This window comes from Hyphomicrobium sp. (assembly GCF_019744875.1).
Classification (GTDB): domain Bacteria; phylum Pseudomonadota; class Alphaproteobacteria; order Rhizobiales; family Hyphomicrobiaceae; genus Hyphomicrobium_C.
In genome coordinates this window covers 89,064-112,285 of sequence record NZ_JAIETU010000002.1, presented here as the reverse complement: position 1 = coordinate 112,285, position 23,222 = coordinate 89,064, and the positions used below count along the sequence as shown (strand labels likewise).

Sequence of the window (23,222 nt, the reverse complement as noted above, 5' to 3'; positions counted from 1 at the left end):
ATCTGCGCTACCGCAGCGGTTCCCACTCCGGATCGTCGAACAGCGTGCCATAGCGCGCGAGCGCATCGTCGATCAGCACGATGCCGTCGATCGGCTCTGTCGAAGGATCTTTCCCCGCAATCGCCGCCGCACCAGCAGAAATGTCCTGCACCATGGCGGTCAGCGAATCTCGCGGTTCCCCGATCAGTGTCGTCCCCGCCTGGATCCTGCCGAGCGCGCCCTTGATCTTGTCCTGAAAGCTCCGCCCGGCGGCGGGCGAGAGCCTGCGATGCGTCACGAGCGAATGAATGTCGAGCGTCAGGTCGCGAATGATCTTCATCTCGGCCATCAGCACAGGATCGGGCCGGATCCGCTTCTCTTCCGCGATCATGTCCTCGCCGAGCGCGAACGCGGGCGCCGCAAGCGACAGAAGAAAAACGCCGAAGACGGCGAGCACGGCCGAAATTCGCTGCGCGAGCTGCCGGGACGCGATCATCCGCGCGCCCCCTTTTCACGCGCCACCGCACGCCATCCGATGTCGTGACGGCAGAACCCGCCTGGCCAGTCGATCTTGGCGATGGCGGCGTACGCGCGTTGCTGCGCCTCCGCGACTGTTGCCCCGACGGCCGTGACGTTCAACACGCGCCCACCGTCGGCGAGCACGCGATCCCCGTCGCGCCGCGTGCCGGCATGGAAGATCTCGACGCCCGGCGTCCGCCGCGCCTCATCCAGCCCGCGAATTTCCGTGCCCTTAGTCGGCGTGCCGGGATAGCCCTCGGCCGCCAGCACGACTGTCAGCGCCGCGTCGTCGCGCCAATGCAGGTCGAGCCGGCGCAGCTCTCCGTCCGCCGTCGCGAGCATCGCGGCAAGAAGATCCGAATTGAGACGCACCATCAGCACCTGCGTTTCGGGGTCGCCGAAACGCACGTTGTACTCGATCAGCTTCGGGCCATCGGCGGTGATCATGAGGCCGGCGAACAGCACGCCCTTGAATGGCGTTCCACGCGCAGCCATCGCCGCGACCGTCGGCCGGATGATCTCGCGCATCGTGCGCTCGACGAGCGCCGGCGTCATGACCGGAGCGGGCGAGTAGGCACCCATGCCGCCCGTGTTCGGACCGGTGTCGCCGTCGCCGACGCGCTTGTGATCCTGCGCCGTCGCCAGCGCCACCGCATCGCGCCCGTCGCAAAGCGCAAAGAAGCTCGCCTCTTCGCCGTCGAGAAACTCCTCGATCAGAACTTCCGCGCCCGCCGCGCCGAACGCGCCCGCAAAGCACGCGTCCACCGCAGCTTCCGCTTCCGCCCGCGTGGTCGCCACGACGACGCCCTTACCGGCCGCAAGCCCGTCCGCCTTCACGACGATCGGCAGCCCGTGCCGCTCGAGATAGCAGCGCGCCGAATGGGCGTCGCTGAAGCGCCCGTAGGAGCCGGTCGGAATCCCCGCCTCGCGGCAAAGATCCTTGGTGAAGCCCTTCGAGCCTTCGAGTTGGCTCGCCGCGCGCGAGGGACCGAAGTGCTTGACGCCGACACCCGCCAGTGCATCGGAGAGCCCTGCCACCAGCGGCGCCTCCGGCCCGATGATCACGAAGTCGATCGCTTGATCCTTGACGAAGCGCAAAACCGCTCCGTGGTCTGCCGCATCGAGCGCCACGCATTTGGCGACGTCCGCGATGCCCGCATTGCCCGGTGCCGCGTAGAGCTTGGTTAAGAGCGGGCTCGCATTCAATGCCCACGCGAGCGCGTGCTCCCGACCGCCTCCGCCGATGAGAAGTACGTTCATGTGTGCGAAGGGTCCTTAAAGTCGTTGAATTGTCCGGGCGTATTCCATCCTGATGTCAAAACCGGCATCAAAATGCAAATGACGCTGTATCATGCTGGCTCCCCCCAGCAAGCAAGGACCGATTCGTGGCCGCTTCTTCTTCCGCCGGAAACGTCGCCGAATTCACTGTCTCCGAGCTCTCAAACGCGGTCAAGCGCGCGCTGGAGGACGGGTTCGGCCATGTGCGCCTGCGCGGCGAGATCTCGGGCTATCGCGGGCCCCACGCCTCCGGCCATTGCTATTTCTCGCTCAAGGACGACAAGGCGAAGATCGACGCGGTCGTCTGGCGCGGCGTCTGGAGCAAGCTGAAGATCCGCCCCGAGGAGGGCATGGAGGTCATCGCCACCGGCAAGATCTCCTCGTTCCCGGGCTCCTCGAAGTACCAGATCGTCATCGAGAGCCTGGAGCCGGCCGGCCTCGGCGCCCTGATGGCGCAGCTCGAGGAGCGCAAGCGCAAGCTTGCCGCCGAAGGTCTTTTCGCGGACGCGAGAAAGCGTCCGCTCCCGCATCTGCCGCGCGTCGTCGGCATCGTCACGAGCCCCACTGGCGCCGTCATCCGCGACATGCTCGCGGGCTTTCGTGAACGCTTTCCGACGCGCGTCATCGTCTGGCCGGTGCGCGTGCAGGGCGAAGGCAGCGCCGCCGAAATCACCGCCGCCATCCGCGGCTTCAATGCGCTCGATCCCCTAGGGCAAATCCCCCGCCCCGATGTGCTGATCGTCGCGCGCGGCGGCGGCAGCCTCGAAGACCTGTGGGGCTTCAACGACGAAGCCGTCGTCCGCGCCGTGGCCGACAGCACGATCCCCGTCATCTCCGCCGTCGGTCACGAAACCGACTGGACGCTGATCGACCTCGTCGCCGACGCCCGCGCGCCGACGCCCACCAAGGCCGCCGAATGGGCCGTTCCCAAGTATTCCGACCTGCTGCAGGAAACGGGCAAGCTGGCGCTCCGCTTGACGGCCGCCATCCGTCGCGCCCTCGACGCGCTGCGCCGCGACCTGAAATCCGCCGAGCGCGGCCTGCCCCGCGCCGAGGACCTCGCCGCGCTGCCGCGCCAGAGATTGGATTCGATTTCCCATCGCCTCGACGGCGCACTCGGCGCCCGCATCCAGCGCAGCCACACGCGCTTCGCCCAGGTTGCGGGACGCTTGCCGAACCCGCGCTTGCTCGTCGCCCAGCCGCGCCAGCGCATCGACACAGCGAGCGCCCGCCTCGGCCGCGCGCTGGCGTCCAACACGCAGGCGCATCATACGCGCCACATCCGCGTGACGTCGCGACTGCACACGGGGCTGCTTGCCAACCGGCTGGCCCGCGCGGCCGACCGCCTCGACAGCTTCGAGCGGCGCGCACGGGAGTGTCTGCGCAAAACGGCCGCCGTCCGCCGCGCCCAGCTCCAGCACGCCGCCGGACGCCTGCAGCCCGCGCCAATCCGCCACCGCGTCGACCGCTGCGGCGAACGCCTCGACGCGCAGACGACCCGCGCCCGCCGCGCCATGGCGGCAGCGCTCGACCGGGGTCGCCGCCAGCTCGACGGCCACGGCAAGCTGCTGGCCTCCCTCGGCTATCAGAGCGTGCTCGCCCGTGGTTTCGCCCTTGTCCGCGACACGACGGGCGCGATGATCCGCTCGACCGCCGCAACTCAGGCCGGTCAGGCGATCCAGATCGAGTTTGCCGACGGCCGCATCTCAGCCGACGTGACAGGCACGGCAGGACCTGGGCGTTCCCCCTCCGGTCCGGCGCCCAGCGCGCCGTCCTCCAGCGGCGAGAAGGCGCCGCCGGCCGCCCGCCCCCGCGCGACAAAAGGCCAAGGCAGCCTGTTCTGAGCCGAATTCCACCCGCCCAGCCTTGACGGCTTGGCTCCAATTGGCAATTTCATACGAGACCGAGGGCGCACAGCCCCAAGAGCCAGGCATTCCGGGGCAGAGAGTGATGAACCGCTTCGACAAAATCTTCGGCATGCGCGGCGAGGCCCAGGTTCGCTACCTGGACGGCGAGTTCCAGGTCGTGGCGCCCGGCGACTACGTACTCTGCGCGGTGACCGGCCAGAAGATCGCGCTTCCGGATCTTCGCTACTGGAGCGTCGAGCTTCAGGAAGCCTACACGTCGGCCGAGGTCTCCCTGAACCGCTACCTCGAAGCAGTGCGCAAGCCCGCCTGATACGGCCGTCTCACCGCCGCGCGACACCCTTCAACGCCCCATCGATGAGAGCGTCGAGCCGCAGCAGGTCGCGCTCGTCGAACGCGACGCGGATCGGCAGCGTCTGCGAACGCTGCGCGAGTTCCGCCCGCGCCCCCGTCGCACGTTTCAGCCGCACGGCATCCTTTTCGGTCGTGACCAGATCGGCGCCGATACTGTCGGCCTCGGCAATGAGCGCACGCGCGTCGGCCTCCGAAAACTCATGGTGGTCGGCAAAGGCGCGGCGCACCAACACATCGGGCGCGAAGCTCTCGACCAGCCGGAAGAAGCGCTCCGGATTGGCGATCCCCGCGTAGGCGATCACGGCGCGCCCCGCAACGGCACCGAGAGACGCCACCGGCACCACGGCGGCCCTCAGCACCGGACCATGAAAGCGGCTGCGCAGCGCATCGAAATGGCTGGCGTCGAAATCCGCGTCCGATCCCATCACGACGATGCCGTCGACAAGACCGAGCTGAAACTCGAACCGCGCCCTGAGCGGCCCCGCCGGAATGACCCGCCCGTTGCCGAGCCCGCGCTGCGCGCTCACGACGGCAAACGAGAGATCCTTGGCCAGCGACGGGTTCTGCAATCCGTCATCCATGATCACGGCATCGATCCCGCCGCTCTTCGCAATCAGAGAGGCCGCTGCCGCGCGATCCCGCCCGATCATCACGCGCGCGTCCTGCGCAATCAGCAGCGGCTCATCGCCCACGTCGCGCGCCGTATGACGCTCGCCGTCGACCCATACCGGCCCCGCGAGCGAGCCGCCGTAACCGCGCGACAGACACGCAGCCGTCAGGCCACGCGCGCCAAGCCGCTCGATCAGGAAACGCGTCAGCGGCGTCTTTCCCGTGCCGCCCGCGGTGAAGTTGCCGACGCAGATGACGGGCAGGCCGCACTGATACGGCTTCGCCGTCGCAAAACGCCGCTCGGCAAGCGCCGCGTAGATGTGTTCGATGGGCGTCAGCAGGCGCGCAGGAAGAGAGTTGCCGTCACCCGCGCCGTACCACCACGATGGCTCATCAAGACGCACGGCGCGCCTGCGGGCTTTCCGGCAGCATGGCCAGAAGCGCTTCGACCGTGCGGTCCAGCGCCCCGGCGAGTGATGCGACAGCCTGCTGCGCGCCCTCGCGCATGCGCAGCAGCTCCGCCTCGTTCGTCAGAAGCGCAAGAAGCGACTCCGCGAGCTGCTCGGCGGTCTCGACCTCGCGCGCGCCCTTGTGGCGCAACAGCGCTTTGTAGAAGTCCCGGAAGTTGCTCCAGTGAGGTCCGGTCAGCACGACCGCACCGTGCGCAATGGCTTCCACCGGGTTCTGTCCGCCGTGCGCAATCAGCGAGCCGCCGATGAAGGCGACCGGCGCGAGCGAATAGAAAGTTCCGAGTTCGCCGATGGTGTCGGCGATGTAGATGTCGGTATCGGCAGATGGCAGCTCGCCCTTCGAGCGCAACGCTACTCTGAGGCCCTGCGCCACCAGCATGTCCGCGATGGCTTTGCCGCGCCCCGGATGTCGCGGCACGAGGATGGTGCAGAAGCCCGGCAGCTTGTCCGCTACGAGCTTATGCGCGCGCCCGACAATGCCCTCTTCGGGATCGTGCGTGCTGGCCGCAACTGCCACCGGCCGGCCACCGAGCGCGTGGCTGAGACGCTCGAGCTCCGTTGCATCGACGACAGGCGGCGGCGCATCGATCTTGAGATTGCCCAGCGCCTGCACGTGCCGCCCGCCGAGCTCCTCGAATGCGCGCGCCATCGGATCGTTCTGCGCCAGAATGAGATCGAAGCGAGAGAACAGCGGCCGCGAAACCGAGCTGAGACGTCGCCAGCGCCGCCCACTGCGCGTCGACATGCGCGCGTTGACGAGCGCGAGGGGAACGCCGCGCGCCGACGCCTCGAGGATCAGGTTTGGCCAGATCTCGCTTTCGGCAAACACTGCCAGATCCGGCTTCCAGTGATCGAGAAACGCCTGCACATAGGACGGCACGTCGAGCACGATGTACTGATGAAAAGCCCGCGGCCCGAGGCGCTTCTGCGCCAGCGCCGCCGACGTCAGCGTACCCGTGGTCAGAAGCACGGACAGATCAGCGCGCTCCGCGAGCAGCCGCTCGATGACCGGCATCACGGCGTTCGTCTCGCCGACGCTGGCCGCGTGAAACCATGCCAGCGGCCCTGCCGGGCGCGGACGGCTCGCCCGCCCGTAGCGCTCCCCGCGCCGGACCGGATCTTCCTTGCCTTGCCGCGAACGCCAGGAGAGCAGCATGGGAGCCGCCGTGCCGAACGCCGCCGTCGCACCGCGATAAACCTTGAGCGCATGGCCGGGGGGAACGGGCCCCGTGATCGGTTCGGGCGGCGCCGGAGGCGTGACGCGCGCGACGTTGGCCCCGACAAGCGCATAGGCGCGATCCGTGACGCGATTCAGTTCCGCTTCGACTTTGCCCTGATAGACCGCGAGTGCGTCCACATCCGCTTCGGCCGGCACCCAGATCGGCTCACCGATGACATAGGCCAGCCTGGAGAACGGCAGGTTGATCGTCATCCGGCTCCACGTCGGCAGCGCCACGAACTTCGAGGTCGCGACCGCGAACGGCACGATCGGCCGGCCAGAGAATTTCGCAATCGTCACGATGCCCACGCCCGACCGGCGCGCCGGCCCCGGCGGCACATCGGCCGTCATCGAGAAGGTGCTGTTGCCCTTAAGGAGCTTCAGCGCCGTCCGCAGGGCATAGGCGCCGCCCCGGTCGCGCTTGCGGTTACCCGCGCCGGCCCCCTGCACAACCTCGATGTCGAACTCCCCGAGCAGGGACCGGATCAGAGCGGCGTCCTTGTGCCTGGCCGCAATGGCCGACACCCGGTAGGCGCGCCCGTGCAACTCGCGCAGCGTCGGCATGAGCGAAAACTGCCCGTGCCACATCGCCAGGATGAAGGGGTGATAAGCTTCGAGCAGGCGCGGCGCATCCGGAGGCTCTATGACCACCGTGGATGTGGCGCGCACGAATCGTGTGAAGCGCGCGGCGCGTCTGCCTATGAAGCTGCGAAATTTCCAGTCTTGCTCTGGCGATTGTGCCATCGATCGGCTTCTCTCGCCTTTTTTCGGTGGGGACGCCCCGCGTCGCCCCGCGCCAAGTCCGGCAATTTTCCTATAGTGAATAAGCGACTGACGCAACCATCTGCCGACTGAAGCCAACATCGGGTTCGACATGGCCCACAAGATGATGTTACCCACCGGTTGAACGTGGCCGCACCCCGCCTGCCGCGGCGTGGACCGGGGGCGATTGAGAGAACGTCTGGAATCACGAAAAGCAGATGCCATCCATCACCAAACGGGCACGGCGCGCACTTCGCCGCTCTGCTTCGGCGGGGATGAGAGCTGTTTCCGCGATCCTGCCTCCGTCATGGCAGACGCGCGCCGCGCCGCTGGCCCGCTATGGCGACATGCTCGTCTTTGACCACCTGTTTATTCGCCTCGTCTTTCCGAACCGCCACAAGCTCTCCGATGAGGCCTGGCGCGCGGCCCAACCGCTGCCGCACCAGATCCGCGACGCGGCCCGGCGCGGCATCCGCACCATCGTCAACCTGCGCGGCCAGGTGGACACCTCCACCTACGCAATCGAGAGCGAGGCGTGCCGGGCGGCCAACGTGACACTGCGCGATTTCCGGATCCGCTCACGCGCCGCACCGAGCCGCGACGAGGTTCTCGCCGCGCGCGACCTGTTCGCGACCGTCGAGTACCCGATCCTCATGCATTGCAAATCGGGCGCCGACCGCGTCGGCCTGATGAGCGCGCTCTACCTGCACACCCGCCAGCGGCTCCCCATCGAGGAGGCACGTAAGCAGCTTTCGCTCGCCTACGGCCACATCCGCCACGCCGACACCGGCGTGCTCGACCATTTCCTCGACGCCTACGTGGAGTATGCGGCCCAAACTCCCATCGAATTCTACGACTGGGTGGAAACCGTCTACGATCCGGACGAGGTCACACGCCGGCTGCACTCGCTCCGCTGGGCCAATCGCATCGTCGACGGCATCTTCCGTCGCGAATAGTCCTCGGCCCGGCGTCAGGTCCTAGTTAGTTGAGCGGAAGTCCCGGCGGCGGGCTGTCCGCATCCGCGTCCGAGAGCAGCTGCGCGCGCACGAGCCGCGCATAGGCGCCACCCCGGCTGACCAGTTCGGCATGCGTGCCGGTTTCGATGATCGTGCCGGCATCCACGACGCAGATCATATCCGCGTTCTGCACCGTCGAGAGCCGGTGCGCGATGACGATCGAGGTCCGCCCGCGCGTGAATTCCGCAAGCGCCTGCTGCACCAGCCGCTCGGATTGCGTATCGAGCGCGCTGGTCGCTTCGTCGAGCAGCAGGATGGGCGCGTTCTTGAGGATCGCCGCCGCCAGCGCGAGACGCTGGCGCTGTCCGCCGGAGAGACGCACGCCCCGGTCACCGATCATGGTCGCATAGCCTTCCGGCTGGCTGAGGATGAACTCGTGCGCAGCAGCAGCCTTTGCCGCCGCCACGATCTCGTCGTCCGTCGCGTCGAGTTTGCCGAGGGCGATGTTCGAGCGGATCGTGTCGTCGAACAGCGTCACGTCCTGGCTCACGATCGCAACCGCCTGGCGCAGCGACGCCAAGGTCACTTCGCGCGTATCCTGTCCGTCGATGCGAATGCTGCCGCCCGTGACGTCGAACAGCCGCGGCACGAGATTGACCAGCGTCGACTTGCCGGCTCCCGAGCGCCCGACGAGCGCCACTGTCTGCCCGCCCTTGACCAGCAGCGTGAAGTCCGTGACAGCGGGAATGTTCGCGTCGCCGTAGTGGAACGACACATGGTCGAACGCGACTTCACCGCTGCTGATCGCAAGCGGCTTGGCGCCCGGCAGGTCCCGGTTGGTCGGCTGCTCGTCGAGAATGCCGTAGACGCTTTCGATTGCGGCCAGCCCCTCCTGCAACCGCGCCATCAGGCCGCCGATCGCCTTGAGCGGTTGGGCCGCCATCAGCAGGGCCGCCGTCAGGCCCATGAAGTCGCCGACGGTTGCCGCCCCGCTCGAAATCCGCCAATACGCAACCCAGATGACGCCCGCCACGGCAAGACCGCCGAGCGCCTCGAGCAGCGACTCGAGCCGCGCCTTGACCTGCACGCCCTTGAGCTTGAGGCGAAACACCTCCTCGAAGCTCCGGCTCACCCGGTTCGACGCGAACTCCTCGAGACGGAACGACTTGATCAGACGCGTTGCGCCGAGATTTTCGGCAAGCAGCGAGGTCATGCCGCCAAGCTCGGCCTGCGTCTGCGTCGAGTTCCGCCGCACGCGCCGCGCGATTGTCGCGATCGGCACCACCGCAAACGGATACACGCCGAGCACGACGAGCGAGATCATCCAGTCGAGATAGAACATCGAGCCGACCAGCGCGACGACCGAGAGCGTGTCGCGCATGATGGAGTTCATCGAGGCGAGCGACGCCTGCTGGATGAACTGCATGTCGTTCGTCAGCTTCGACAGGAGGCGGCCCGGCGTATCGCGCGTCAGGCGAGCGTAGTCAGCATTGATGAGGTGGCGGAACGTGTAGTTCTGCATGTCGGTCTGCAGCCGCAGCACGATGCGCTGCGTCGTCACCGTCTGCATGTAGAGGAACACGCTCCGAGCCGCCGTGATGCCGATGATGCCGACCAGCACCCACGGCAGCCAGGACACATCGCCCTTGAGCAGGCTGTCGAACGAGAACTTGATGACCATCGGATACGCGCCGGTCGCAAGCGCAAGACCAGCCGTCAGCGCCAGAGCGACGAGCAGCTCGCGCCACCGCGGGCGAACCCAATCGTGCAGGAACCGGGACAGCAGCGCACGCGAGCGGGCGTCGAACGCCACCCCACGCGAATCCTTTTTCTGCTTCTTCTGGGTCAAAGGCGCATTCCCGAATTCAAACTCTCACGCATCGCGCAGCGCCCACGCAAAACGACCGCCGGTTGCGGCTCTCCGCCCGGGCGGCGGTGGAGACCATTAGGGTCACGCCCCAACTTTGGCCCCAAGGCGGCCGCTGAGAGCATCAGGCTCCAGCAGATGATGCATATGCACGATGAAGTAGCGCATCGACGCGTTGTCGACGGTCCTCTGGGCGGCTGCCCTCCAAGCCACCAACGCTTCGGCATAGTTCGGAAAGATACCGACGATATCGAGCGCCGAAAGATCGGAGAACTCGATTCGCTCGAGGTCCTTCAACTCGCCCCCGAAAACCAGATGCAGCAATTGCTTCGGGGCTGTTTCGCCGTCGGCAGTCATGTTCCATCTCCTGGGGGAGCCATTCGGCCCTCCCTTTTCTGTCTTCCTGCCCTAACGGCGCGACCGGTTCAAGGCGCAGCGCAGCAACCGGCTCGGAGGCGTCTCGTTCGCGCCCGATATGTCCGCCGGCGGACCGTAAAACGACGCACCCAATTACACGAAATTAAGTAGCCTTTTTAAGGAGATCTCTATCTCCGTGTGGCACATTCAGAGCATGGTCGCACAAGACGGCCGCTCAGAAGTCGACGGGGAAATCAAAGGCACGGCGCGGACACAGGAAACCCTGGCCGCGCCGAAGTCTTTTCAGCGGCACGCCACCGCGGCTTCAGACCGTTCGCCCAACCCGCCTAAGAGCCCCGCCTAGAGCAAGGCCCACGGCGCCATCAGCACCAGCACGGCCACCACCCAAAGTGCCAAGACTTCCGCCTTCCCGTCCGTCATTTCCGCCTCCCTGAAAGGGCGCCAGACGACATACGGCTAAAGTCTACAAGGCACCCCGCGTGTTTCAAGTCCGATCCGGGAATTGCGCACGCATTTGAAGCCTGTGTGGCGAACAACGGCTACTCCACCCCCGCCTGAACGTCCCGCATGCGTTTCGCCCAAACGTATCGCAGTGCGGAACGGCGTTGCTCGCACGCCTGACAGTCGTTAGCGTTGCGGAAAACGCAGTCTCAAGAACGCCCGCACATGACCGAAAACCCCTACACCATCGGCCTCGCGAAAAACGCGGCGAACTACCAGCCACTATCCCCGCTGGGTCTGCTGGAGCGCGCCGCATCGGTCTATCCGGACCACACGGCCATCATCCACGGATCGCAGCGCATCAGCTACGCCGAGTTCTACGCCCGCGCCCGGCGGCTTGCGTCCGCGCTGGCCGGCCGCGGCATCGGCTCCGGCGACACGGTGTCGGTCATGCTGCCGAACACGCCGGCCATGCTCGAAGCCCACTACGCGGTGCCGATGACGGGCGCCGTCCTCCATTGCCTGAACACGCGCCTCGACGCGCCAATCGTGGCCTTTCAGCTCGATCACGCCGGCTCCAAGCTCCTGATCACAGACCGCGAATTCTCGCCCCTCATGAAGCAGGCCTTGAGCATCGCCAAGTCCCGGCCCCTGATCATCGATTACGACGATCTCGAATTTCCCCAGCGCGGCGATGCCCTGTCCAATCTCGACTACGAGGACTTCGTTGCCAGCGGCGATCCTGGCTACCGTTGGCGCATGCCGGCCGACGAGTGGGACGCCATCAGCCTCAACTACACGTCCGGCACCACCGGCAATCCGAAAGGCGTCGTCTACCACCACCGCGGCGCGGCCCTCATGTGCTACGCCAATGCGCTCGCCACCGGCATGACGCGCCACCCGGTGTACCTTTGGACGCTGCCGATGTTTCACTGCAACGGCTGGTGCTTTCCGTGGACGATCTCGCTCGTCGCTGGAACGAACGTGTGCCTCCGCTGGGTGCGCGCAAAAGCGATGTACGACGCCATTGTCGACCACAAGGTCACGCACCTCTCAGGGGCGCCCATCGTCATGTCGACGCTGCTCAACGCGCGGCCGGAAGAGCGCCGCGAGATCACTCACCGCGTGGCCTTCAACCACGCCGCCGCCCCGCCGCCGGAGCAGGTGATGGCGAGCATGGACGAAGCGGGCTTTGCGCTCACGCATCTCTATGGCCTCACGGAAACTTACGGACCGGCGACGCTCAACGAATGGCACAGCTCCTGGGATAGCCTTCCGAAATCCCGGAAGGACGCGCTGCGCGGCCGCCAAGGCGTGCGCTATCCCGCGCTCGAGCAACTGACGGTCATGGATCCCGTCACGATGACCGAGGTTCCGGCCGACGGCGAAACGATCGGCGAGATCATGTTCCGCGGCAACATTGTCATGAAGGGCTACCTGAAGAACCCCGAGGCCACCGCCGAGGCATTCGAGGGCGGCTGGTTCCATTCCGGCGACCTCGGCGTGATGCATCCGGACGGCTACATCCAGATCAAGGACCGCTCGAAGGACGTGATCATTTCGGGCGGCGAGAACATCTCCTCGATCGAAGTCGAAGACGTGCTCTACAAGCATCCCGCCGTCGCGCTCTGCGCCGTGGTCGCAAAGCCGGACGAAAAGTGGGGCGAAACGCCGTGCGCGTTCGTCGAGCTGAAGCCCGATGCCACCGTCACGGAAGAGGACCTGATCGAATGGTGCCGCGAGCACCTCGCGAAGTTCAAGGCGCCGCGCCGCATCGTCTTCACCGAGGTGCCGAAGACCTCGACGGGCAAGGTGCAGAAGTTCAAGCTGCGCGAGATGGCAAAATCAGCCTGACGCAAAGCGCTTGTAAAACCCGCCTCGTGCCTCACTGACAGAGTGGCTTAACGCGTGGCGCGGAAGGCGTGAGCGTCATTGTGCGAGAAACAGTGGGCATGCCGCTATCGCACCCCATCAGAGCGCGCACGGCCGGGCAAAAGACACCAGCGCGTGCCCCAGCGCCGCGTCAAAGCGATGGCGAAAAGCCGATGCGTACGCACTGCGTCGCAACACGCGACGCCGACGCAATCGTCATTCCACCCAGCCGCTCTCACGCATCCTCAGCATGCCGCTTCCACACGTCCGCAAGCCTGGGCACGTCCCCATGCGCACGCCTCGAAAGAGGCTGCCAAGAGAGACCGCGCACAATCCAGCGTCCGCGCCTAAACAGCGAGGATGCAAACGAGATGGATATATCGGGATTAGAGTCCGGAACTGGCGATCACGGCAGTCTCAGAACCGCCGCGCTCGCAGCTCCTGAAGACCTCTAGTGCCGGGTGATTTCCAACCGAAGGATTTCGTCTTTGAGTTTTAGTTTTTCTTGTTTGAGCCGGCGGATCGCGAGATCGTCAGATCCTGGCCGGAGTGTCTCCTCTTCAATCCGACGCTCGAGTTGCCGGTGCTTCTCTGAGAGTTCCTGAAGATGAGCCGATAGCGCCATCCTGACCTCCTTTTCAAAGCTTAAGACGAAACCATTGTTACAGATTTGCCACGACCTGTCCAATCGAAGAGGTGTTGTTACAAACGTTTCATTAAACCGGGCGAGACAGCATAAGTCCGGTAAACATCCGTATTTTCAGGGTGATTGTTCTCTAGACCACGCGTGAACCTTGCGTGGTTTAACAAATGAGAGGATAGTCCCGCGCGCCCGCCTGAGAATTTTAACCTCGAGCGTCACGGCGGGCCAAAACCTCGAAATCTTCTCGAAATCCAACGAGCGGCGACATGCAGCGGCAGAACGACAGGGAGCTTCGCGATGAGCTGGTCAAGCTCCGCGCCGAGCACCGTTTGCTGGATGACGAGATCCTCGCGCTCGAGATCGCAGGCTCGGCCGACCAGCTCACGATCCGGCGCCTCAAGAAGAAGAAGCTCGCCCTCAAGGACCAGATCACCAAGATCGAAGACCGGCTCCTGCCCGACATCATCGCCTGACCTCCCCGCCCGAGCGCGGATGTGCGGCCCTTGAAACCTCCTCCCCGCCGCCCACGTTCAGTCCTCCCCGATGGGTGGCCACGGTGATGGCCCGAATGCAGGCCCAATGCAGGATTATTGAGGACGATGCGCGCCGCCGGCGTCGATCAGTGGCTCTACCCAACACCGCGTGGCCTCTACTGCGCGCCCGCCGGCGTCTACATCGACCCCGCCAGGCCCGTTGAGCGCGCGATCGTCACGCACGGCCATAGCGATCATGCCCGCCCCGGCAACGGCGCCGTCCTCGCGACCGCGGAAACGATCGAAATCATGAAGGTACGCCTTGGCACCGAAGCCGCCGGACGCTTCGAGCCCGCCGCATACGGCGCGACGACGAACCTCGATGGCGTGGCCGTCCGCCTCGTTCCGGCCGGCCACGTGCTCGGCTCGGCGCAGGTCGTGCTCGAGTGGAACGGCCAGCGCGCCGTCGTCTCCGGAGACTACAAGCGCAGCCCCGATCCGACGTGCGCCCCGTTCGAGGTGGTGCCGTGCGATGTGTTCGTCACCGAAGCGACATTCGCGCTGCCGGTCTTCCGCCACGAGCACGCCGCCAGCGAGATCGCCCGCCTGCTCGCATCGATGCGCCGCAATCCAGATCGCGCGCATCTGGTCGGCGCCTACGGGCTCGGCAAATGCCAGCGCGTCATTCGCCTCGTGCGCGAAGCAGGCTACGACGCGCCGATCTATCTCCATGGCGCCCATCTCGCGATAACCGAGCTTTACGCGAAGCTCGGCGTCGACCTCGGCGACTGCCGCGCCGTCCCCGACGACAAGAGCGCCGATCTTGCCGGCGCTCTGGTCATCGGCCCGCCGTCCGCCATCGCCGACCGCTGGTCGCGCCGCTTTCCGGATCCGGTCACCGCATTCGCGTCGGGCTGGATGCGCATCAAGGGTCGCGTGCGCCAGAGCGGCGTCGAGCTGCCGCTTGTCATCTCCGACCATGCGGACTGGCCGGAGCTGATCTCGACCATCCTCGAAACCAGCGCCGAGGACGTCTGGGTCACGCACGGCCGCGAGGACGCGCTGGTGTATGAGCTGACGCGCCGCGGCCTCAAGGCGCGCGCTCTCGCCCTCGTCGGCTTCGACGAGGAAGGGGAGTAGCACGCGGCATGGAGCCCTTCGCGCTTTTGCTCGACACCCTCACGACAACGCCATCGCGGAAGGGCAAGCTCGCGCTTCTCAGCGAATATTTTCGCGCAGCGCCCGATCCCGATCGCGGCTACGCGCTTGCAGCCCTGACCGACGGCCTGTTCCCGCGCCTTCCGTTGCGGCGCAGCCTTGCCACGCTGCTCGAAACGCGCGTCGATCCCGTGCTCTATGCCCTCTCGCGCGACTACGTTGGCGACACCGCCGAGACGGTCGCGCTGTTGTGGCCAGAACCCACAGACCGCCCCCCGCCGCCGCGCCTCTCGGAGGTCGTAACGGCCATCGCGAATGCGCCGCCCTCCGAAATCGCCGGCACGCTCGGCCACCTGCTCGATCGCCTCGACACGCGCGGCCGCTGGGCGCTGCTCAAGCTCGTCGGCGGCGCCCCGCGCGTCGGCGTCTCGGCCCGCCTCGCCAAGACCGCACTCGCCGAGATCCGCCCGGACACGGCGGCGCACGCTGTCGGCGTTTCAGACATCGAGGAGATCTGGCACGCACTCGAGCCGCCCTACACCGATCTCTTTCTCTGGCTCGAAGGCAAAGCACCGCGCCCCGATGCCGGCGGCAAGCCCGTCTTCCGCCCCCTCATGCTCGCACACGCCATCGAGGAGCAGGACTGGGCGAGCTTCGCACCGGAAGACTTCGCCGCCGAATGGAAGTGGGACGGCATCCGCGTGCAGATCGCGGCCCACGGCGGCCACGTGCGCATCTTCTCGCGCACCGGCGACGACATCTCGCGCTCGTTCCCCGAGATCGTCTCGGCGTTCGAAAGGCACGACGTGCTGGCCGACGGCGAACTGCTCGTGGCGCGCCGCGGCGTGGTCGCCGCCTTCAACGATCTGCAGCAGCGCCTCAACCGCAAAGTCGTGACCGGCAAGATGCTGAAGGATCATCCCGCCCACGTCCGCCTCTACGATCTCCTGATCGTCGACGGCGAGGATCTGCGCGAGTTGTCCTTCCGCGAGCGTCGCTTGCGGCTGGAAGCCTGGCACAGCGCACACGGCCCGCCCCTCACCGACGTCAGTCCCCTCGTGCCGTTCGAAACGCGCGCAGAACTCGATGCGCTCTGGGCAGACGCGCGCGAGGCCAGCATCGAAGGCTTGATGCTGAAGCGCTGGACGAGCCCCTATCTCTCCGGCCGCCCGCGCGGTCATTGGTTCAAGTGGAAGCGCGCGGCCCTGACGCTCGATTGCGTGCTGATGTACGCGCAGCGCGGCTCGGGCAAGCGCTCGTCCTACTATTCGGACTACACCTTCGGCGTCTGGCGCGAGATCGAAAACCCTGAGGCCGCGACCGGACCGCGCGGCGACATCTATCCCGGCCACGAGCTCGTGCCGGTCGGCAAAGCCTACTCGGGCATGACGGATGCGGAGCTGATCGAGATCGACCGCTTCGTGCGCAATCACACGGTCGAACAGTTCGGTCCCGTCCGCGCCGTCGAACCGCGTCTGGTGCTCGAGGTCGCGTTCGACGCGATCTTTCCGTCCCCGCGCCACAAGTCCGGCCTCGCCATGCGCTTTCCGCGCATTCACCGCATCCGCTGGGACAAGCCGGCCGTCGAAGCCGATACGCTCACGGCCGCGCAGCGCCTCGTCGCGAACGCTGCAAACGCGCTCGCGAGGTAGAAGGCGTGGTCACTTTCCGCCCCAGCTCGTATTCCCCGAATTGAAACAAGTCGTGCGCTCTCTCGTCAGTCGAATGCAACGCGCCGTCGACGACCATTGCACGATCGCCACAAAATAAAATCCGGCACCGAAATAATCCGATTGCTTTGAGCTTGGATAAGAGCGCGGGGACGGCGGGGCAACCCATGGGGGAGTGTCACGGGCTGTATCCCATTTCGCGGAAACAAACCCAACAGAAAGAGTACGATCATGAAGATTGCACAGCTCGTGCTTGCAGGTCTCATTGCAAGCGCGTCCGTAGCCGGCGCCCACGCCGCTACGCTCTCGGTCGCCAAGCCGTCCGCTCAGGACGCCCTTGTTCTGATCAAAAAGAAGAAGAAGGACAAGGCCGGTCACTGCGGCGAGCACAAGTACTTCGACAAGAAGGAAAAGAAGTGCGCAGACGCTCGTAAGAAGAAGAAATAGTCCGACATCGAAAGGCCAGGCCTCGGCTTGGCCTTTCGACTGTCACGCAGCGACAACGTCTCGCTGCTAGAACGCGCCGCTGAGCCGCGCCAGCCCATCCCGGGCCATCTCGTTGTCGACATCGAGGGAAAGCGCCGTGCGGTAGTCCTGCTCGGCCAACCTCGCGTCGCCGCTCTGCTCATAGGCGATCGCGCGCGCAACATAGGCGTCCGCGTCACCCGGATCGAGCGCAACCAGCGCATCGAAATCGGCAAGCGCCCGATCGAAACGGCTTTGTTTCAGATAGAGAGCACCACGAGACCGAAGTGCTGCGCCATCCGCGGACTCGATGGTAAGTGCTGTCGTGAAATCCTCGATGGCCTTGTCCATCTCCCCGGCGCGCGCATAGGAAGCGCCACGGTTGACATAGATCGCCCCGTACTCAGGATTGATCGCGATAGCGCGCGTGAAATCGGCGATGGCATCCGCGTCGCGTCCCGCAGCCGCGTGCGCAAACCCCCGGTTGAGAAGCGCCTCGGCGCGGATGTCCTCGATCTCGGAAGAGTTGTCCGCAACCTTCGAACAGAGCGCGATCTTGAGCGGCGGATCGGTCGCACGCTGGCAGGCAGCCAGCTCATCGGCTGAGGTATCGCCGCGAGCCGCAGCAGCGAGGGCAATCGAGACAGAGACGGCAGTCGCCCCCATGAAGAGCGCTGTTCTCCAAAACGGCAGGCTTGAGAGTGTCGTCGTCATCGCGCCAGCCTAGCGCCGGTTTATGACACCCCATGACTGATCCGTGCCGCGCTACCGCGACACGTCCCGAAGGCCCCGTCGCAAGCCTCAACCCGCGATCGCTAGAACCCGCCGCTGAAGAACCCGCTGAAGAAGTCGTCGCTCGCCGATTGCGAGACCCGCGACGGCTTCTGTTCCGGCTTGTTTGCGAGCTCCGTCCGATTGGGCTCGACAGGCGCCAGATGATCGCGCCCCTTGGAGATCTTCGTCCAGTTGCCTTCGAGCGCCTGCGTCACGCGCTTCTCGTGGCCGTAGATATCGCTGTAGGTCTTGAGCGCGCCGCTGTCGTCCACCCACGCCGTAAAGTAGGCGAGATGCATGCGGATGCGCTTCTCCATCACGATCTCGTTGTTCATCGGGCCGTTCTTGGCGAGATCCTGCACCTTGGCCGCATCCCACCCCCGATCCTCCGCGAGAATGATCTCCGCCACGCGCAGCGGATTGCGAAGCCTGAGGCAGCCGTGGCTCAGCGTGCGCTGCTTGGAATTGAACATCCACTTGTCGGGCGTGTCGTGCATGAAGATCGTGTGCTGGCTCGGGAACGAGAACTTGACGTACCCCATCACGCTCTTGCGCCCCGCAGGCTGCACGACCTCGTAGTCGCGGATGTCGAGCTTGTTCCAGTCCATCGTCCGCCAATCGAGGCGACGGCCGTCCTTCGTCTCAACTTCGAGCCCGTACTGGCGCATCAACCCGCCGCCGCGCCGCAGGCTCGGCCACAGCTCGTGCACCTTGATGCTCTCCGGCACGCGCCACATCGGGTTGAACACAATGTTCTTGAGCGACCGCGTGAAGATCGACGTCTGTTTGCCGATCTCGCCGACGACAATGCGCTCGGTGTGGATGGTCTGCCCGCCCTTGACGATCTCGATCATGTACGACGGCACGTTGGCCATCAGATACATGTCGCCGAGATCGTCGTGCATCCAGCGCCACATCTCCATGTTGGCCTGGATCCGCTTGGCGAGCGCGTTGGGCTTGCCTTTGGCGCCCTTCGCGAGCGCCTCGACGTACTTCTCCTTGAGACGCTGGAACTGCGGATGCCGGGGATGCGTGCCGGTGAGATAGGCGCTCTTGTCGGACGCGGCGGCGAGCCCGTCGAGCACCTTGGCCGGCGCGATGAGCTGCGGCTTGCGGTCGAGATTGGAATTGAGATCGGCGGCCGGATTCATGATCCGCCCACCACGTGCATAGCGCGCATACTTGAGCGCCGCGAGCGACTGCTCCACCTCGGCGGCCGCCTGCGCTTCAGGCGAGAGGTGGCCCGCATCGGCCTCCGGCGCCGCGATCTTGGGCGCTACGAAATCGGAAGGCTCCAGCCCCCACTCACCGGCCGCGCCGAACACCTGAACGACGGCGTTCGCGTCCGCGGTGAAGCCTTTGTCGTCGGTCCAGAGCGCCTGGTATCCGCGCGCACCATAGAACGCGATCAACGCCGCGCGCTCGTTCTTTTCTTCATCGGATCCGGTGTCGGGGATCAGATCGAGGCGCGCTTTGAGCGCCTCGCCGAACGGCGTCGAGGGCGCAGCTACAGGAGCCGCGCCAGCATTCGGTGCCGCGGCGCCATCGCCTGCGGAGCCGGGCGTCGTCCCTGCGGAGCCGGGCGTCATCGCGGGCGATTGCGGGGCTGCAGCGGGTTCGCCGCCTTGATCGATCCGATCCTCGGGCTTGACTGCACCCGCATCGGATTCAGCCGAAAGCGACGACGCGCTGTCGGGCCCAGCGACCGCAATCCGCTGCCCCTGCTGCGCCGCAGCCGTTTGAGCCTGCACGTCGACGCTCGCGCAAGCAAGCAGCACGCAAGCGATTGCAAACAGACAGATGCGGCCCATCCGCGCCTCCTCACTCTATTCGAGACCTTAAAACCAAGACTTTGCGGGCACCAAGGCAAGCAGCGCCCCGCCCGCCGGTTGCGGGCCGGGTGTGGTTATGCCGCCGCAATGCTCAATCCCGGAGAAACCGACGCATCATCACGGGCGTGATCGACGACGCCCATCGCATCGAGCAGCACCAGCCGCTTTTCGGCGAACTCCTGCCCCATGGCAGCCAGCTCCGAAATATTCTCGGTTGCAGTCGGAATCGGCTTCCCGTTCCGCATGAGCCGCTGCCCCTGCTGTTCCATCCACGGCCAGATATCGACCGCCCACTCCTGCGGCGCACTACGCCCGCGCGCGATCGAGCGCAGGAAGAGCTGCTGTATCCGCCCCACGGAAACACCCGCGCCCGTCACCGGGCTTGCGATGTATCCGACATCGCCCGAGAACACCGCCCGTTCGATGAGCGCGTTGTTGAGCGCCCGCGTGCGCGGACGCGCCGCCGCGATCCGCTGCTCACTGTGCACCGCGCTCGCGTGCCCGAGTCCGGTCAGCACGAACAGCGCCTGCGCCATCTGCGCGGCCGTCACGGTCCGCAGCGTCGGGTGAGCTGCAAGCTCGGCGAAACTCTTGGGCGCATGCCGGCCCTCGGCCAGCGCCGCCACGATCGGCCGGTAGACGTCTCCCTGAAGCTGCGCTTCACCCACTGGCCCCGCGATCTTGTACTGCACGTCGCGTTCCTGGCTCGTCAACATGAAGCGCCAGCTTTGCAGCAGCTCGATCTGCTGCGGCTGCGTCATCGTGCGGGGACCTTTGACGAAGATATCGCGGCGGAACTGCTGGTTCTCGCAGTAGTCGCGCACGGACTCGCGCAGCATCGGATGCGCAATCGAGGCCAGCAGTTGCTGCTGCGGTCCCGTCAGATGCAGCGCATCGATGTGCGAGACGAGATTGGACGACGCCGCAAACGAGAGCTTGGCCTGTTCGAGGTAGGCCGCAGCCTCCGAGAACGGCATCGGATGCCAGTCGGCATTGAAGAACTCGTGCGCCAGATAGTTGCGATTGTGGTTCTTGATCGCCTTGAGGCGTTCCGCAACGGCCGGATTGGCACGGAAATAGAGCGCGTTGCTGTCGATGACCTTTTCCGCAAAATCGACCGCCGCATCGATGCGCGAGCCGAGCCCGTTCGCTTCGCCCGTCGCGAGATTGAGATGGAGCGACATCAGGTGGCGCAACGGAATAGCAGGCGACCACCCGGGCGTCGTATTGTAGCTCACATACAGGATGCCGCCGACGGCCAGCCGGTTGCGCGCGATGTCGGCGATGACGCGGCGGTTCTCGTCCGAGATCCAGCTCCAGATCCCGTGCAGCACGATGACGTCGAACTCCGGCAGGTCGTCGCGCCCGCGCAGCTCCTCGAATGACTGGTCGAGCGCGCGCAGATTTGCGCCAGAAGCCTGCGCCAGCTCACGCGCGTTGGCCGCCTGGGTCGGATTGAAATCCGTGCCCCAGAACTCACCCTCGTTCGCCGCCGCGTGAATGTTGAGCGAAAGCCCCTGCCCGAAGCCCAGCTCGAGATAGCGCAGCGGCCGCCCGACGCTATGCGCCTGCATCCGCGACAGCATGGCCAGCTCGAGGTTGAGCGGGCTCATTTCCCGATAATAGCCGTGCGTATAGTCGAGCTCGGAGACGTATCCGGCCGTCCAGGATGGGGATGTCATGTATCTACCGCGCCTAGAAGTTTCCCGTGGCGACGCCGCACGCCGCCTGCGACGGGTCGGCAGGCCACGGAAAGATAGGCGATTCGAGCGCCGACTGGAAAAGCCGCCGGAAACCCTTCCCCCGCCCCGGTTCCTTAAGCAAACTGCGGTGTATTCCGCGCCTTTCGCCTTGCCAGCGGGGGCGTCCTCCTCTACATCGCCCGTTTTCCTCGATGGCCCCCTGCTCCGGCAGGGCACCCGGGACACAATCCGATGACCCAGCGCAGCGCCGAAGTGGGACTGATCATGGGGAGCCAGTCCGACTGGCCGACCATGAAGCGTGCGGCCGCCGTGCTGGACGAGCTGCACGTCGCCTACGAGGTGCGGATCGTCTCGGCCCATCGCACGCCCGACCGTCTCGTCTCCTACGCCCGCTCCGCAGTCGACCGCGGCCTCAAAGTCATCATCGCAGGCGCGGGCGGTGCGGCACATCTGCCCGGCATGACGGCCTCCATGACCACGCTTCCGGTACTCGGCGTTCCGGTCCAGTCGAAGGCCCTGTCCGGTCTCGACAGCCTCTATTCTATCGTCCAGATGCCGGGCGGCGTGCCCGTCGGCACGCTAGCCATCGGCGACGCCGGCGCGACTAACGCCGGCATTCTCGCCGCCCAGATCCTTGCCCTCTCCGATCCAGAACTCGCCGCGCGCGTTGCAGCCTACCGCGCACGCCAGACCGCGAGCGTCGCTGAAGAGCCCGAACGCGAATGACCGCACTTCCCCCCGGCGCCACCATCGGCATCCTCGGCGGCGGCCAGCTCGGTCGCATGCTGGCGCTCGCCGCCGCGCCGCTCGGCCTCAAGTGCCACATCTATTCGGACGTGCCGGGGCCCGCCTGCGATGTGGCGGCCGCCTCCACCATTGCCCCCTACGAAGACACCGACGCGATCCGCGCCTTTGCGTCCGCCGTCGATGTCGTCACGTATGAATTCGAGAACGTGCCACTCGAAGCGGCTGCTGCCGCCGAGGCCGTCAAGCCCGTCCGTCCCGGCCCGAAGGCCCTGGCCGTCGCGCAGGACAGGCTCGAGGAAAAGACCTTCATCCGCGGCATCGGCATTCCGGTCGCGCCCTTCGCGCCCATTGATAGTGAGGCCTCCTGCGCCGACGCCGTCGGCATCATCGGCGAGGCAGGCATCCTCAAGACGCGCCGCCTCGGCTATGACGGCAAGGGTCAGGTTCGCGTCAAAGCGGGCGCCGATCTTCCCGCCGCCTTTGTAGCGCTGAAAGGCGCGCCGTCTGTCTTCGAAGGCCTGGTGCCGTTCGCCTACGAGGTGTCGGTGCTCGTCGTGCGCTCGCTTGCGGGCGACATACGCTTTTACGACATCCCCCTCAACACGCATAAGGACGGCATCCTCGACACCTCGACCGTCCCTTCGCCGCTCCCCGCTGCGCACGCGGCACGCGCCCAGGAGATTGCGGGCGCCATCGCCACCGCGCTTGGCTATGTCGGCGTGCTCGGCGTCGAGCTGTTCTATCTGCCGGACGCCGCCGAGCCGCTGGTCGTCAACGAGATCGCGCCGCGCGTGCACAACTCCGGCCACTGGACCATGGACGCCTGCCTCTGCGGCCAGTTCGCCAACCACATTCGCGCCGTCGCAGGCTGGCCGCTCGGCCCCACCGACCGCCATTCCGACGTCACCATGACCAACCTGATCGGCGCCGACGTGAACGCCTGGCTGCAGCTCGCCGCCGAACCGGACGCCGCCCTCCATCTTTACGGCAAGCCCGAAGCCCGCCCGGGCCGCAAGATGGGCCACGTCAACCGGCTGAAGCCCCATCAGGCGCGCTAAGTCTTAAGGCCCGAGCCGCACTTGTCGCACTCCCGATTCCCGCCGCCAGACGTGGCATCCGGGCGCATTTTTCAGCCCCCGGATCACAAATCCCGCCCGCCGCTGCGAAATAGCGCCAAATTCCTTAAGA

Annotated in this window: 20 protein-coding genes; 10 read left to right on the top strand and 10 right to left on the bottom strand. The window is 66.0% G+C overall.

Translation table 11 applies throughout. The features are described 5' to 3' along the window. Window positions 1-7: 7 nt before the first annotated feature. Complete coding sequence (locus K2Y42_RS00610; RefSeq protein WP_291147372.1) at window positions 8-475, bottom strand: hypothetical protein; 468 nt, start codon at window positions 473-475, stop codon at window positions 8-10. Then, complete coding sequence (gene purD, locus K2Y42_RS00605) at window positions 472-1,758, bottom strand: phosphoribosylamine--glycine ligase (protein WP_291147369.1); 1,287 nt, start codon at window positions 1,756-1,758, stop codon at window positions 472-474. The genes K2Y42_RS00610 and purD overlap by 4 nt, the downstream gene beginning before the upstream one ends. A 125-nt stretch (window positions 1,759-1,883) precedes the next feature. Here purD and xseA point away from each other — a divergent pair, with 125 nt between their 5' ends. Continuing rightward, on the top strand, window positions 1,884-3,620 hold the full coding sequence (gene xseA / locus K2Y42_RS00600; protein ID WP_291147366.1) for an exodeoxyribonuclease VII large subunit: 1,737 nt from the start codon (window positions 1,884-1,886) through the stop codon (window positions 3,618-3,620). A gap of 106 nt (window positions 3,621-3,726) precedes the next feature. Beyond that, window positions 3,727-3,954 (top strand): DUF2093 domain-containing protein, encoded by a 228-nt coding sequence (locus K2Y42_RS00595; RefSeq protein WP_291147364.1) that lies wholly within the window; start codon window positions 3,727-3,729, stop codon window positions 3,952-3,954. A gap of 10 nt (window positions 3,955-3,964) precedes the next feature. Here the strand turns inward: K2Y42_RS00595 and lpxK are convergent, their stop codons facing one another. Both lpxK and K2Y42_RS00585 read right to left on the bottom strand, forming a co-directional pair. Beyond that, on the bottom strand, window positions 3,965-5,008 hold the full coding sequence (gene lpxK, locus K2Y42_RS00590; protein WP_291147361.1) for a tetraacyldisaccharide 4'-kinase: 1,044 nt from the start codon (window positions 5,006-5,008) through the stop codon (window positions 3,965-3,967). Beyond that, window positions 4,998-7,037: a glycosyltransferase N-terminal domain-containing protein gene (locus K2Y42_RS00585; protein ID WP_291147358.1), complete on the bottom strand. Its 2,040-nt coding sequence runs from the start codon at window positions 7,035-7,037 to the stop codon at window positions 4,998-5,000. Before K2Y42_RS00585 ends, lpxK begins: the two co-directional genes overlap by 11 nt. A 293-nt stretch (window positions 7,038-7,330) precedes the next feature. On the opposite strand from K2Y42_RS00585, the gene K2Y42_RS00580 reads away from it, so the two are divergent. Further along, window positions 7,331-8,011, top strand: a complete 681-nt coding sequence (locus K2Y42_RS00580) for a sulfur transferase domain-containing protein (RefSeq protein WP_291147355.1) — start codon at window positions 7,331-7,333, stop codon at window positions 8,009-8,011. Between the two features lie 25 nt (window positions 8,012-8,036). Here the strand turns inward: K2Y42_RS00580 and K2Y42_RS00575 are convergent, their stop codons facing one another. Both K2Y42_RS00575 and K2Y42_RS00570 read right to left on the bottom strand, forming a co-directional pair. Further along, complete coding sequence (locus K2Y42_RS00575) at window positions 8,037-9,860, bottom strand: ABC transporter ATP-binding protein (RefSeq protein ID WP_291147352.1); 1,824 nt, start codon at window positions 9,858-9,860, stop codon at window positions 8,037-8,039. A 102-nt stretch (window positions 9,861-9,962) separates the two neighbouring features. Continuing rightward, entirely contained in the window at window positions 9,963-10,235 is a 273-nt protein-coding gene (locus K2Y42_RS00570) for a DUF4170 domain-containing protein (RefSeq protein ID WP_291147349.1), read from the bottom strand. A gap of 687 nt (window positions 10,236-10,922) precedes the next feature. Here K2Y42_RS00570 and K2Y42_RS00565 point away from each other — a divergent pair. Then, complete coding sequence (locus K2Y42_RS00565) at window positions 10,923-12,551, top strand: acyl-CoA synthetase (RefSeq protein WP_291147346.1); 1,629 nt, start codon at window positions 10,923-10,925, stop codon at window positions 12,549-12,551. Between the two features lie 469 nt (window positions 12,552-13,020). Here K2Y42_RS00565 and K2Y42_RS00560 read toward each other — a convergent pair whose 3' ends face one another. Beyond that, a complete protein-coding gene (locus tag K2Y42_RS00560; RefSeq protein ID WP_291147343.1) occupies window positions 13,021-13,194 on the bottom strand; it encodes a DUF465 domain-containing protein in 174 nt (57 codons plus the stop codon). Window positions 13,195-13,478: 284 nt separating this feature from the next. On the opposite strand from K2Y42_RS00560, the gene K2Y42_RS00555 reads away from it, so the two are divergent. The 4 genes from K2Y42_RS00555 (at window position 13,479) to K2Y42_RS00540 (ending at window position 16,960) form a co-directional block, all read left to right on the top strand. Then, a complete protein-coding gene (locus K2Y42_RS00555; RefSeq protein WP_291147340.1) occupies window positions 13,479-13,685 on the top strand; it encodes a DUF465 domain-containing protein in 207 nt (68 codons plus the stop codon). Between the two features lie 126 nt (window positions 13,686-13,811). Next, complete coding sequence (locus tag K2Y42_RS00550) at window positions 13,812-14,825, top strand: ligase-associated DNA damage response exonuclease (RefSeq protein WP_291147338.1); 1,014 nt, start codon at window positions 13,812-13,814, stop codon at window positions 14,823-14,825. 8 nt (window positions 14,826-14,833) lie between these two features. Next, window positions 14,834-16,495 (top strand): cisplatin damage response ATP-dependent DNA ligase, encoded by a 1,662-nt coding sequence (locus tag K2Y42_RS00545; protein WP_291147336.1) that lies wholly within the window; start codon window positions 14,834-14,836, stop codon window positions 16,493-16,495. A 249-nt stretch (window positions 16,496-16,744) separates the two neighbouring features. Then, window positions 16,745-16,960 (top strand): hypothetical protein, encoded by a 216-nt coding sequence (locus tag K2Y42_RS00540; RefSeq protein WP_291147333.1) that lies wholly within the window; start codon window positions 16,745-16,747, stop codon window positions 16,958-16,960. Window positions 16,961-17,026: 66 nt separating this feature from the next. Here K2Y42_RS00540 and K2Y42_RS00535 read toward each other — a convergent pair whose 3' ends face one another. The 3 genes from K2Y42_RS00535 to K2Y42_RS00525 form a co-directional block, all read right to left on the bottom strand. Next, window positions 17,027-17,692 (bottom strand): tetratricopeptide repeat protein, encoded by a 666-nt coding sequence (locus K2Y42_RS00535; RefSeq protein ID WP_291147330.1) that lies wholly within the window; start codon window positions 17,690-17,692, stop codon window positions 17,027-17,029. A gap of 101 nt (window positions 17,693-17,793) precedes the next feature. Beyond that, window positions 17,794-19,563, bottom strand: coding sequence for a L,D-transpeptidase family protein (locus K2Y42_RS00530; protein WP_291147328.1), 1,770 nt, complete (start codon window positions 19,561-19,563; stop codon window positions 17,794-17,796). A 95-nt stretch (window positions 19,564-19,658) separates the two neighbouring features. Further along, complete coding sequence (locus tag K2Y42_RS00525; RefSeq protein ID WP_291147325.1) at window positions 19,659-21,266, bottom strand: class I SAM-dependent methyltransferase; 1,608 nt, start codon at window positions 21,264-21,266, stop codon at window positions 19,659-19,661. 252 nt (window positions 21,267-21,518) lie between these two features. On the opposite strand from K2Y42_RS00525, the gene purE reads away from it, so the two are divergent. Both purE and K2Y42_RS00515 read left to right on the top strand, forming a co-directional pair. Then, complete coding sequence (gene purE, locus K2Y42_RS00520) at window positions 21,519-22,013, top strand: 5-(carboxyamino)imidazole ribonucleotide mutase (protein WP_291147322.1); 495 nt, start codon at window positions 21,519-21,521, stop codon at window positions 22,011-22,013. Next, complete coding sequence (locus K2Y42_RS00515; RefSeq protein ID WP_291147319.1) at window positions 22,010-23,092, top strand: 5-(carboxyamino)imidazole ribonucleotide synthase; 1,083 nt, start codon at window positions 22,010-22,012, stop codon at window positions 23,090-23,092. The genes purE and K2Y42_RS00515 overlap by 4 nt, the downstream gene beginning before the upstream one ends. Window positions 23,093-23,222 lie beyond the last annotated feature (130 nt).